Source organism: Sphingomonas sp. BK069, assembly GCF_014193405.1.
Taxonomy (GTDB): domain Bacteria; phylum Pseudomonadota; class Alphaproteobacteria; order Sphingomonadales; family Sphingomonadaceae; genus Sphingomonas.
Genome location: NZ_JACHZH010000002.1, coordinates 26938 through 39030, shown reverse-complemented (window position 1 = coordinate 39030; position 12093 = coordinate 26938). Strand labels below are relative to the sequence as shown.

Genomic DNA, 12093 nt, shown 5'->3' with positions numbered 1-12093 from the left:
TGGCGGCGCCGTCGCAGGACCGCGGCTAGGGATCAAGCCTTGACGGAGACCACATGGGTTCCGAAGTCGTTGCGTGGGCGCTTGGGCTTCAGCCCGTAGCGCTTCTCCAGATCCTCGAACCCCTTAGTCGCAAGTTCGCCTTGGCCGATGATCCCGGCCGCCACGACCCCGCCGAGGTAGGCGCGCGCCGCGTCGGCGATGAAAGCCGAACGGTTGCTGGCCGAGGCGTCGATCGCGCGCAGCAGGTTGCTGTCGATTGAGACCAGCACGCGCTCGACCTTCACCGGCACGTCCGCGCGGATCATGGCGATGACCTCGTCCTCGCCCAGATCCGCGCGGACCTGCTCGCAGTCGGACGGCTGCGGGATCGCGTCCTTGTCCTTGACCATGGCCTCAATATGCAGCGCCAGCGCCTTCTCGCCTTGGACGCACGCCTCGGACACGCTCTCGCCGTTGGCGATGCAGCCGGGGAAGTCGGGGAAGGTCACGCCGAAGCCGCTGGCGCTCCGGTCGATGATCGCGGGGTAGTAGGTGGCGGGCATGTCAGCTTCCTTGCTATACGCCGTATATAGGCTGCGCGCGGGCAGGAGTCGAGCGTCTGGGTTCCTTGCGGATGGCCCGGCCCCTCAGGGCCGGAGCCTGATCCCGGTGGCCTTCTCGATGCTGATGATGTTGCGGAGCGAGAGGTCTTTGACCGGGTGCTGGACGGTCACCTTGACCCCGTCCTTCTTAAATTGGTGGTGATCACCGCGGGTCGCGACCAGCTCCCATCCGTTCGCCTTGAGCACCTTCATCACTTCGCGGCTGCTTATCATCGTTCGTCCCTTTCGAATATACGCGGTATATACGAGTATGCGACGAGAACGCAAGCACTAAGTATATATTGGGTATATCGAACCGGCACGATTTGAAGCGGGCGACTCAGGGGTGAGAACCTGAGGATTTCTGCGGGTTTCGGTACGATTTGGAGCGCGAAAAACGCGAGACGACTCGCACCCTCTCAAACACGCCCGCGAGGCGATATGGGGATCCTCATATCGGCCAAGCGGGGGTCGCCCAGCTTGAGACTGGGAAACCGACGGGCATCTGCCAGGACCCCCGTCACGCGCGGCTGGCCAAGCCGCTAACGCCCCGCACCTGTGCACCAGGCGGGGCTCGTGTGAGCATCAGACACCATGGAGTCGAGTCTTTCCGGCGTGCTGCCGGTCAATCCCCCTGCGCCGTACCTCGGTGGCAAACGCAACCTGTCGCGGCGCCTCTGCGCGCTGATCGCCACCATTCCTCATCACACCTACGTCGAGCCGTTCGTCGGCATGGGCGGGGTGTTCCTGCGCCGAACGGTCAGGCCGCCGGTCGAGGTCATCAACGACATATCGGCCGACGTGACGAACCTCTTCCGGATCGCCCGGAAGCACTACGAGCCGCTGGTCGACGAGCTCGGCTGGATGCTCAGCAGCCGCGACGAGTTCGAGCGCCTGCGGCGCGTCGACCCGACGACGCTGACGGACATCGAGCGCGCGGCTCGGTTCCTCTGCCTCCAGCGGCTATCGTTCGGCGGCAAGGTCACCGGGCGGACCTTCGGTGTGGATCACCGCGCCCCCGGCCGGCTCAACGTCGCCAAGCTGCGCGGTGACCTGCGCGGCCTGCGCGATCGCCTCGAGCGGGTGACGATCGAGCGCCTGCCCTACGCCGATGTGATCCGGCGGTACGATAGCCCGGCGACGCTGTTCTATCTCGACCCGCCCTATTGGGACTGCGAGGCCGACTATGGCGAGGGCGTGTTCGCCCGCGCCGACTTCGAGCGGCTGTCGGACCAGCTGGCCGCGATCGCTGGCACGTTCGTCCTGTCGATCAACGCCACGCCAGGCGCGCGGGAGGTGTTCGCCCGCTTCGCCTTGGACGAGGTCGCAACCACCTACACGATCGGCACCGCCGCCGCCGGCAGCGGGAAGCGAGTGGGGGAGCTGATCGTTCGATCAGTCCCTGGCTGATCGCTTCGCGATCGAGGGTTTGGCGGAGCGCGGGGGAGTCGTGCGCGTGCCAAAAGGGGAGTGGGGTATCTAGTGGGGTATCGGCGGCGGCGGCGGCGGCGAAAGGCGCAGAAAGCCGTCACTTTCGCGCTATGTTGCGACGGGCTCCCGCTCCGCCACCCGTGCTGCCAAAATCGGCAGAAAGCTTAAGCTTTTTGTTCGGCTTGGCTCTGAGTTCCCACGATTGTTCCCACACTTCGTTGTGGTTGCGGGCGATCGGCCATGAACCGCTACGAACGCTGAACTGAGAGGGCGAGCCTCCGATGTCGCAAGCCCTCAGTGTGCAGCATGGACGCTTTGTATCCCATCTCGTCCACGTGCTTCGGTCATAGCTTCATCAACGACGCGCTACGCGCTTCACTGACAAGACTGTCAAAAGGCTACCCGTGGGGGCGGGGACGTGGTGAGGCGGAAGCCGCCGTCGCTCAGAGCGGTTCCATCCTGATGTAGTCACGCCCCCCCCCGGGTCCAATCTGAGAGTACCCGTCCCACAAAGGTTTGGGTGTCGTCTACGAAGGTGATCCGCGGTCATCGAGCTCGGCCCAGATCACGCCGGTACGCCGGTGTCCCGCGGAACGACCGCGCAAGCTGCCCGGCTGTTTCGGTCCGCGGCTCGGCCTTTATGGCCGCTTGTGGGGGGAGTCGCGGGAATTAGGCATGGGCCGCTGAGTTATCTCCTAATCGTTTCCGACTGGCGGCGGCGAAAATCTAATTTTTCCAAGGCGCAGGGCTAGTGTTGTATCGCGGGCTCGGCGTGGAGAGCTGCCCGCCTGCTTTAAGCAGACGGTAGTAGAAAGTCGGCCGTTCGTTCAGCGTGCAGCGAAGGGGGGGCTAATTGCCGTCGGAGGGTGGATAGCGGCCGGTCCGCTTTCGGGCGGAATGCCGGTAAAGCCGGCCGTTCGTTCAGCATCAAGGAAGGGGGCTCGAGCGGCTTTCGAGGGTGGATACCAGCCCGTCCGCTTCAGAGAATTCTGGCGTGAACAGCTCTTCGTTGATGAGATGGGATCCTAAGGACGCCGCCGAGGTGTAGGCACGTAAAGCCCTTAAGACGGGTGGTACCCTCACGTCGCCGATCTCGAGAACACGACCAACTTGCGTTGCGACGTCTGAACCCGGCGGTTCGCCTCGTCGTGCGGCCGTTCGAACCTAACTGAGGGATGTAAGCCGCCTCCAAGCTGCCACCCGGCGTGTAGTACTGGGCTGGCGCTGGAACAGCCGCAGCGGCGGCCAGAGCGGCGATAAGCAGACGGCGCACGTGCGATCCTCTCTTCTCGGCTGTTGGCGACAGGTAGCGCCACATCATGCTGGAGAGTCAACCGCTTAGCCGCAGGTGCGACCGGCGCGTCTTGAAATGATATTAGACCACAAAGGTAAGCAATAGAGCTGCTACTTCAGCGGCAGTGCCGACCGGCATTGGGTCTAGGCCACTGGAGATCAAATTTGCTATGGCTCTGTTAAAAATCGAAGGCGAGCGCTGCAACTAGCCGACCCTTGCTGTCATCCTCCGACGAGCGCCCGCGATAGCGGACGTCGACCCATGCCAAGGACCAGACAACGCTGCTCACCGTGATATCCGCGCCGAGTAACCAATCGATCTTGGGCGAGCCGCTAATGGTGTTGACTCCGGTTTCGCGACCGAGATGCGCGCGCAAGGTGATCGGGATCGACGGCAGCGGCTTTGCCGCTTCAGTGAAGAGGTACAAACCATCTCCTGCGCCCAGCGCGGCCTGATGCGGCGTGTAGCTGATGCCGGCCTTCACCTCGGCATCGCCTACCTCATGAGCGCCGCTGGCGTAAATCTCGGCGCTGCTGACACCATCGGCGCCGGGGTAGAAGTACGACATGATGCCGGCGTCGACGTTCCATCCATGAAGGGCCGTACGATAGCCGCCATAGGCGTCGACCTCCGAGTGTGCGCCTTCATAGGCGGCAACAGACGAGCTCCACAGGCCAGCGTAGAAGCCGGCTGGTGCGCTCGCTTCCACGGAGGCCTGGACAGCGGGACCGCCGTTCGTCTGGCTGACGCCGCGTAGCCGATAGTCGCTGACGGCAGCGAGATTGAACGCCAGCGTTGGTCGGCCCGCCGGGACCCGCTTGCCGTCAGGGATGGCGTCGGGATCGCGGTTGGGCCGCGGTCCGCTGGTCTGTTCGGGTGGTGCGACGGCTCCGACCGCGCCGGCAGGGGCGGCCAGGAGGATAGCCAAGGCGAGCGGAATCATGCTGCCCTCGACTGGCGAAGGAAGAGGGCGATGTCGTCGTTCAGTGAGCTCAGCGCGGTGGTCAGATCCGTCGCCACCTCGTCCATACGGTCGGCGGCGTGGAGACCGGCCGCTATCGCCGCTCGGGCGTTCGCCACCGCGGTGGTGGTGCCGCGGCTCTCGTCTGCGACGGCGTCGATACTCTGCCGGATCGAGGATGCTCCCTGGACCTGTTGTCGGACCACCGCAGTGATAACCTCTGCGGCGCGTTCGGTTCGGGCGAGCGCCGAGGCGACGGTCCTTGCCGCACCGGACGTGTCCGCGGTACGACGCAGCAGGTTGTGGAGCTGGTCGGTCACCTGTCGGGTGAGATCGGCGGTGTGATCGGCCAGCGCCTTCACCTCGCCGGCCACGACGGCAAAGCCGGCACCAGCGGCACCGCAACGCGCAGCCTCAATGCTCGCGTTAAGCGCGAGAAGGTTCGTCTGACGAGAAACCTGGTCGATGCCGCCGACGATCGAGCCGATCTCGTCGAGTGTCGAGGAAAGCGCGGCGATGCTGGTCTGCACCTCCTCGCCATCGTCGCTGGCGCGTTGCACTTCGATCAGCGCGGTGCGCGCCTCCGCCTCGATCTCGCGACCTGCGTCCGCGAAGGCTGCTGCCCTTGGCGTCAGCTCGCCCAGACATCGCTCCGTCTCGGTCGCGGCCTTGGTCGCAACCTCGACCAGCTGCTCCAGCCCGCGCCCTTGATCGCGGACCAGTTCAGAGGCGGCCGTCAACGTTCGTGCCTGCCCCTGCATCGCATCCAGCAGCGGCGACAGCTTCGCCTCGAGTTGCTCTTTCGCGTCGATCAGCGCGGCATCTCTAGTAGCGGCGAGACGCCGGTTCAGCTCGTTGTTTTCGTGCCTCACGTCTCGGACGATGACCTCGAGCTTTTCGCGTGCCGCCGCGTCCGCCATCGTCGCGTCGGCTCTGGCCCTTTTCAGATCCTCGAGGGCGAACCGCGCTTCCTGAGCATCGGCGGCGGACTGCCGCATCGCCGCGTCGGTCTGTTCGACAGCGAGACGGCAGCGGCGCAAGACGCGGCTTCCGATCAGCACCATCGCCAACAACAATATACCGAGCGGTAGGAGACACCTATCGCGCAAGGCGGTACCAGGGAGCTGCACGGCCCATCGCAGGTGACCAAGCGGTCGTCCATCTGCGCTCCGCAGCACGACGGAGCCGGGCACGTTCGGCTTCGTGACGGGATCTCCCGTGAAATGTAGGGTCGGCAGGCGCCGTTCTGTGCCCAAGCTGGCGAGCTGTTGCGGCGTGAGGATGTCCACCAACAGCAGGTAGGACGCGGGCCCGGGTGGCAACCGGACTTTGCCCGGGTCGGGGACGATGGCGGCGATGCTGAACGCGGCGAGTTGGTCGCCGACACGGAATAGACCGCTGCGGCGATGATCCTCACCGATCGGCTTTTGGCGTAACTCTGCCAGCGCGCGCGTTAACGTCGGTCCCATCAGTGCGAACGGATTGACGCGGGCTGCAACTCCACGATCGCTGGCGTAGATCGTCCGGTCGTGGCCGTCGATGACGAAGCTGTGCTCATAGCCCTGCGTGCGAAAAAGGTATGGGCCGATGTTGCCGCTCGCCCAATCCGGATCGATGGAAAGCACGAGCTTCGCTACGGAATCGTCCCAGGTGGCGTAGTCGCTTTGATTGCGCAGCATGAAGTCGAGCCGGCTGGAAACGACTAAGCGGGCGAGTTCGGCCTCGCGAGCGGCTTCCTGAGCATCGGCATTGACGGTCAGCCAGACCAGCAGGGCGACGATGATGATGCCTGCGACCGCCATGAGGGCGCATAGCGGGTACAGGAAATGACGCCGATAGCTGTTGAAAGACGCGTGATCACGTACACTGCCCAACATGGATCCACCCGCTTGCATCAGTCAGGCAATGCGCATTACTGATTAAGATCAGGCTACAGGCAGTAAGGCAGATGCGAGGTGGTCGCCCGTTGACAGCCAGAACGCACCTGCGTGAGTGGCTTGAGCATCCGCACCCCTCTCTCGCGTAGTATGCGCTTCGACGCCTCTGACAGGCGATAGACTGCGGAAAGGACCGCGTCCTGGCTAAACTGCCTCGCAGTCACGTAAGCTTGGTCGCTCCGCCAGCGGCCTACACGGCTGTGTGAGATCGAGAACCTGGTCGAACGCAGTGCCGGTCAGTGGTCGGCTGATGTGGTAGCCTTGGATCGTGTCGCAACCTTCGGCGACGGAGAAGGCGAGCTGTTCGCTTGTCTCCACTCCCTCGACCGTTGTGCCGATACTTAGGCAGGCGCTCATTGTTATGATCGCCCTGACAATGGCCGCGCTCTCCGGATCATCCGGTATCTGTCGCACGAAGGATTGATCAATCTTGATCTTGTCGAGCGGGAATTTGCGAAGGTAGCTCAGAGAGGAATAACGGGTGCCGAAATCATCCATGGAGATGCGGATGCCGGCGGCCTTGAGCTCCCTCAGGGTGGCTAGCGTGTTCGCCTCGTCGCTGAGCAGAACGCCCTCGGTGATCTCGAGCTCCAGCCGGCTGGCCGCCAAATCTGACGAATGGAGCGCGGCCAGCACGATCGAGGCGAGCGCGGGATCACGGAACTGGGCCGGCGACAGGTTGACAGCGACGCCAACATGGACTGGCCAAGTCGCCGCCTGAGCGCATGCGGTGCGCAGCACCCAGTCGCCGAGCGGCAGGATCAGCCCCGTCTCCTCGGCGAGTGGGATGAACTCGACCGGCGAGACGAGACCGCGGTCAGGGTGATTCCACCTGACCAGCGCTTCGGCCGCGGTGATCTCCCCTGTCTTGGCGTCAACCAGCGGCTGATAGTGGAGCTCGAGCTCTCCCTCGCTGATCGCGTGACGCAAGCCAATCTCGAGCCTGCGACGCTCCTGCGTCTCCTCATCGAACACCGGATCGTAACGGCGCCACGTAGCGCGGCCATCGGACTTGGCCGCATAGAGCGCGAGGTCGGCGTTGCGGAGCAACTCAGCAGGATCGTCACCGTCATCAGGCGCCCAGGCGAAGCCGACACTCGCGCCAAGGTGCACCGTCTGTCCGCGATACGGGAAAGGACGATCACCGATCGTCTTCACCAGGCGCTCGGCGAGGATGGCCACTGAGTCGAGGTGGTCCGCGGCACCCTGCAACACGGCGAATTCGTCGCCGCCCAGGCGCGCCAGCACATCATCTTCACGCAAGGCAGCTTGCAATCGCTCCGCCACCATCTGCAGGATGGCGTCTCCTGCCGCGTGGCCGAGAGTGTCGTTGACCGGCTTGAAACGGTCCAAGTCGAGCATAAGCACCGCAAAGGACCGGTCGCGATCGCGCCGCGAGGCGGTGTGCAGCGACAGCAGGTCGAAGAAGCGCGCCCGGTTCGCCACGCCGGTAAGAGAGTCGTTGAACGCCAGTGTGTGCATACGCGCCTCTGTGCGCAGGCGCTCACGCTGATCGCGCACGGCGATGACGGTCTGCAGCTTATGCCCGAGCGTGACCTGGGAACGAAGAACGCGAACCGGGATCGTCGTCCCGTCCGCGCTGACCAATTGTGCCTCCCGCTCCTCCCGCTCCGGCAGGCTGTCGAACTCGACACCGGGAAGCAGCGAGCTGAGTGGTCGGCTCACGAGACCGCCGACGACGTGACCCGAGAGCCGCTCGACGCTACGATTGGCCGTGACGATCGCGTCGTCGCGACAGATCAGTAGGCCCTCCAGCGCCACGTCGGCGAGTTCTCGGAGGCGGCGCTGGTCCTGACGAACTCGCGCCTTCGCCGCCACGTCGAAACACCACCCGATTACCGCCAGCGTAAGCAGCGCCAGTGAAACGCCGGCTACCCAAGGTGTTACCATCCCGGGCGACATCGCGGCATCGGGGAAGACCACGGTGGGATCGCTTCGCAGCGTCATGGCGGCCATGCCGCAGAAGTGCAGCACGGCGATGGCGAGCAGAAGCAGAGCCGGCGCCGCGCGCCGGACGCGGCTTCGGCGATGCGAGAGCGTCATCATTCCCGCTCCGGTGAGCGGCACGCCGAGAAGCAGCGATAAGAGGATGAGCGCAGGGTCCCAGCTGACGGAGCCGCGAACCAGGTAGGCCGACTGGCCGATGTAGTGGAGCCCGGCGATGCCCACACCGATGATTAGCCCGGCGACGAATTGTCGGGAGCTCCGGCGTGATCCCATCGACACCAGCATGCCGGCGCCGATTCCGATGATTGCGCATGCCAGCGACACGATTGTTGCCATCGGGTCGAAGGCGGCCTCAATGCCAGGTTGAAAAGCAAGCAGTACGATGAAGTGTGTCGCCCAGGCGGTGCAACCGCCCGCGACGATACTCGCTTCAGCCCATCGCCGTCGCGCGATCCCGCTTGCGCGCGCTGCGTGGCGCGCGATGGCGAAGGTCGCGTAGACACCAACCGCGCAGACCAGCGCCGCCATGCTCGCAAGCCGGTGATCGTGGTTGTGCACGACGCAGTGGGCGATGGTTTGAAGGGCGTCCATACGGCTGGGGCTACACCTGAGCTCTTAATGTATGATCAGCAGCTAGCGTGATCGCGCATGATCTAGAGCAAGCGGGCGGGGCGCTCGACCGGTCGATTAGAGGACAAGCCTCGTCCGTTCCCGGATGGCGTCTCGAGCCAAACTCGAAACGGTCCTATTCCGCTCGCCACGCCGGAAAAGTGGAATAACGTAAGGTCATATAAACACCCGAATCGCGCGACATTCGAGCGCCCATAATTAAAGATTGATAAACCATGTATGTTAAGGAGGGTGGCGCGCGTTCTCACGCGAGAATACAAGGACAATCACGTACCTATATGGTAAATGGATGCATGCAGAGGTTAATGCATTCTTGTTTCACTAAATCGATCACGGTGATGTGATTTGCTCGGTGCAGGTGTATCGGAGCTTTACTCCTGTCCGGCAGTTATGCCGGCCTCAGGAGTACGAAGATGATCAGCTGGTTTCGCAACAATGCCCCGATCCGCGTTAAATTCCGCGTGGTGGTCGCCTTTCAGATCGTGGTAGCCGCGCTGAGCCTCGGGCTGATCTATCTGGCAGCGGTGTCGCCGGCCACCGAGCTGTTGAGCATCATGCTGGGCGGCACGGCCCTCGCATCGCTGCCGGTGCTCCTCACCTGGTATAGCGGCAAGCTTATCAGCGATCCATACGTGACCACCGTGGTGCGCATGGAAGGGCTGGCAGCGGGCGATCTCGACAGCGCGATCCTCTACTTCGATCACCGCGACTGCGTGGGGCGCATGACCCGAGCGATGCAGGTCTTCCGCGACAACGCCGAGACGATCAGGCGAGCGAGCGCTGACTCGCAGATGATGGTCGAAGCTTTGGGAGCCGGCCTGGGTCGCATGGCGGCCGGCGATCTGACGTCACCGATCGACACACCGTTTGCCGAGCAGTTCGAGACGGTTCGACGCGACTTCAACGCTGCCAGGGAGTCGATGGCGTCGACGCTGAACAGGGTGTCGGTCGTGGCATCGGGCATCAACAGCGGCAGCAGCGACATCCGTGCGGCCTCGGATGACCTGTCGCGGCGCACCGAGCAGCAGGCGGCGGCGCTGGAGGAGACTGCGGCGGCGATGGAGGAGATCACGACGACGGTGCGCGAGACTGCTGACGGCGCGGCAAAGGCCAGTGAGCTCGTCTCGCAGGCGCGAGGCGAGGCGCAGACCTCCGGCGGCATCGTCGAGCGCGCGGTGAGCGCCATGGGCGGGATCGAGCGCACGTCCGCCGAGATCGCCGACATCATCGGCGTCATCGATGGCATCGCCTTCCAGACGAACCTGCTGGCGCTCAACGCCGGCGTCGAGGCGGCACGCGCGGGCGACGCGGGCAGAGGGTTCGCCGTGGTGGCCTCGGAGGTTCGCGCGCTCGCGCAGCGCTCCGCCGATGCCGCCAAGGACGTCAAGGCGCGGATCGCCGCCTCGACCGTCCAGGTCGAAGTGGGGGTCGAGTTGGTGAATGCCACTGGCCTGGCATTGCGCGGGATCAACGAGCGCGTCGAGGAGATCAGCGCGATCGTCACGACGATCGCCACGTCGGCCAAGGAGCAGGCGATTGGCCTGCAGCAGGTCAACACCGCCATTTCGGAGATGGATGGCGTGACGCAGCAGAATGCCGCCATGGTCGAGCAGGCTACGGCGGCGACGCGCAGCTTGGCGGCGGACGCCGAGAAGCTGGCCGAGGAGGTCGCGCTCTTCACGCTTCCGAAGGAGGGCGCTGGTCGAACGGATCGACAGCAGCCCGCGCGGCACCTGCGCGATAGCAGGCGGCTTGAGGTCGTGCGATCGGCGCCGCGGGTGGCCGCGTTGCGGCAAACCGCGCAAGAAGACTGGGCCGCCTTCTGATGCCCTTGCTAATCGAGCGGAGACCGAGCCACATCCTCGTTCAAGGCAGTGGCTTGGCGAGCCTTGCCGAAGCCCAGCAGCACTTTCGTGAACTCTCATCATTGCTGGTGATGGAGCGACGATCGACGAGGGGCGTGAGGCTGATGATTGATCTTCGTGCAGCCACGCCGCACCCTGCGGAGGTACGCGCTCATATCGCGCGGGTGCTACCGGTCCTGTACCGAGTCAACGATCGCGTCGCGGTCGTTGTTCGAGACTCGATCAGAAAGAGTGAGACAAAGGTCTCGCACGATCCAAGCTACACAGATGTCTTCTTGTCGCGCGACGCTGCTGAGGCGTACCTGAGCCAGGGTTAGCTTCGAGAAGGGATCGTAGCGAAGGACGGGACGGTAGCGCAGTGTGAGAGCGGTACGGGCAGCGTCGGTGCCCTGGGCGCGGCGGCGAAGGCGTCCACCTCCTGATCAAACCGCTGTCAGGCCTGCCAGAGTCAAACTCGTGATGAGGAAAACCCACGGAATCCCACGCAAGAAGCTGGTTTCAGGCTGTTTTAACGCTGCCTGAGTAGTTAAGCTCGCATGGAAATGGGTAGGATCTGCTCCGGCTGCCGGGACGGCGTGGACTTCGATATACCGTTTACGATGGCGTACCAGCCAATCGTCGACGTAGAGCTCGGACGACCGTTCGCCTATGAGGCACTGGTCCGCGGAGTTGACGGCTCGGGTGCTCTCTCGGTCCTGTCTTGTGTTAACGAGACGAACCGTTACGCCTTCGATCAGGCATGCAGGGTCATGGCTATCCAAGGTGCGCTCAGCGCGGGGCTGCTGAACACCGATGCACGTCTCTCCATCAACTTTCTTCCCAATGCCGTCTACTCGCCGCTGGCGTGTATCCAGCTGATGCTACGCACCGCTGGGCAGGCGGGCCTGCCGCGTGATCGGCTCATTTTCGAGTTCACCGAGAACGAGCAGATGGGCTCGCCCCAGCACGTCATGAGCATCATCGAAACATATAAGAAGATCGGTTTCGCAATTGCCATCGACGACTTCGGTGCCGGCCACTCCGGTCTAGACATGTTCGCGCGTTTTGCGCCGGACGAGGTCAAGCTCGACATGAGCCTGATTCGCGGCATCGACACGGACGTTCTTCGCCGTGCCATCGTACGGTCGGTCGTAAGCATGTGCGAGGAGTTGAACACCCTCCTTATCGCGGAAGGTATCGAGACAGAAGCAGAGGCCTACGCCTTGCGACAGCTGGGCATACGCTTCCATCAAGGCTTCTGGTACGCCAAGCCAGAAATTGGGCGACTGCCTGACATCATACAGCAGTAGGAAGGTGCTCTCGGCTTCTGCGAAGAAGCGAGGCAAAGGAACGCGCGGGTGACAGGCTGCTTCCGGGCCATCCTACCTCCAGGTGGTAAGCGCAAACGTCTGATTACCTGAATTATCATCCTGCTGCTGACGATCGA

8 protein-coding genes are annotated in these 12093 nt (G+C 63.7%); 3 read left to right on the top strand and 5 right to left on the bottom strand.

Annotated features, from left to right (window positions below; translation table 11 throughout):
* Positions 1 to 32 precede the first annotated feature (32 nt).
* Entirely contained in the window at positions 33 to 542 is a 510-nt protein-coding gene (locus FHY02_RS08715) for a type II toxin-antitoxin system HicB family antitoxin (protein WP_183921553.1), read from the bottom strand.
* A gap of 84 nt (positions 543 to 626) precedes the next feature.
* Complete coding sequence (locus tag FHY02_RS08710; protein WP_221198579.1) at positions 627 to 794, bottom strand: type II toxin-antitoxin system HicA family toxin; 168 nt, start codon at positions 792 to 794, stop codon at positions 627 to 629.
* Positions 795 to 1175: 381 nt separating this feature from the next.
* Here FHY02_RS08710 and FHY02_RS08705 point away from each other — a divergent pair, with 381 nt between their 5' ends.
* Positions 1176 to 1991, top strand: a complete 816-nt coding sequence (locus FHY02_RS08705; protein WP_183921551.1) for a DNA adenine methylase — start codon at positions 1176 to 1178, stop codon at positions 1989 to 1991.
* A 1493-nt stretch (positions 1992 to 3484) separates the two neighbouring features.
* Here the strand turns inward: FHY02_RS08705 and FHY02_RS08700 are convergent.
* From FHY02_RS08700 to FHY02_RS08690, 3 genes are all read right to left on the bottom strand, one after another.
* The gene (locus FHY02_RS08700) at positions 3485 to 4249 is read right to left on the bottom strand and encodes a TorF family putative porin (RefSeq protein WP_183921550.1); all 765 of its coding nucleotides are present in this window, start codon (positions 4247 to 4249) and stop codon (positions 3485 to 3487) included.
* On the bottom strand, positions 4246 to 6144 hold the full coding sequence (locus tag FHY02_RS08695; protein WP_183921549.1) for a methyl-accepting chemotaxis protein: 1899 nt from the start codon (positions 6142 to 6144) through the stop codon (positions 4246 to 4248). The genes FHY02_RS08700 and FHY02_RS08695 overlap by 4 nt, the downstream gene beginning before the upstream one ends.
* Positions 6145 to 6348: 204 nt before the next feature.
* Positions 6349 to 8763: an EAL domain-containing protein gene (locus FHY02_RS08690; RefSeq protein ID WP_183921548.1), complete on the bottom strand. Its 2415-nt coding sequence runs from the start codon at positions 8761 to 8763 to the stop codon at positions 6349 to 6351.
* Between the two features lie 452 nt (positions 8764 to 9215).
* Between FHY02_RS08690 and FHY02_RS08685 the strand changes: the two genes are divergently transcribed.
* The gene (locus FHY02_RS08685; protein WP_183921547.1) at positions 9216 to 10628 is read left to right on the top strand and encodes a methyl-accepting chemotaxis protein; all 1413 of its coding nucleotides are present in this window, start codon (positions 9216 to 9218) and stop codon (positions 10626 to 10628) included.
* A 638-nt stretch (positions 10629 to 11266) separates the two neighbouring features.
* The gene (locus tag FHY02_RS08680; RefSeq protein WP_260172817.1) at positions 11267 to 11956 is read left to right on the top strand and encodes an EAL domain-containing protein; all 690 of its coding nucleotides are present in this window, start codon (positions 11267 to 11269) and stop codon (positions 11954 to 11956) included.
* Positions 11957 to 12093 lie beyond the last annotated feature (137 nt).